Consider the following 475-nt stretch of genomic DNA (forward strand, 5'->3'; position numbering starts at 1 on the left):
CGGTATTATCTCTAATTTGCCAGCTATTGGTCAAAGTGCTATTCAAGCGGTGAGCAAATTTATTGATGTAGTTGTTCAAAACTATCCGCAATATTTGGCAAAAGGTCAAGAAATTGTCTTGTCTTTAGTAAAAGGTATTTTAGAACGATTACCAAGTTTAATTACAACAGCTTTTACTTTAATGAAACAATTTCTAGCGATGATTATTTCTAAAATTCCCGATATTATTTCTGGAGGGGTAAAAATCCTTTTAGGTTTAGTCAGCGGAATTATTAAAAGTATTCCTGATTTGTTATCAGCCACTGATAAAATTGGTACAACGCTTATTAATGAAGTTCGAAATATTGATTTATTAGGTGCTGGTCGTGCGATTATGGATGGTTTCTTGAGTGGATTAAAGCAAGCCTGGGGAAGCGTAAAAGATTTTGTTGGAGGCATTGGTTCTTGGATCAAGGAACATAAAGGGCCACTTTCT

Annotated in this window: 1 pseudogene; it reads left to right on the forward strand. The window is 34.7% G+C overall.

The features are described 5' to 3' along the window. Positions 1-475, forward strand: a pseudogene (locus Q5762_RS37115) (hypothetical protein); the annotation flags it as partial.

Source organism: Streptomyces sp. P9(2023) (assembly GCF_032436795.1).
Lineage (GTDB): Bacteria > Actinomycetota > Actinomycetes > Streptomycetales > Streptomycetaceae > Streptomyces.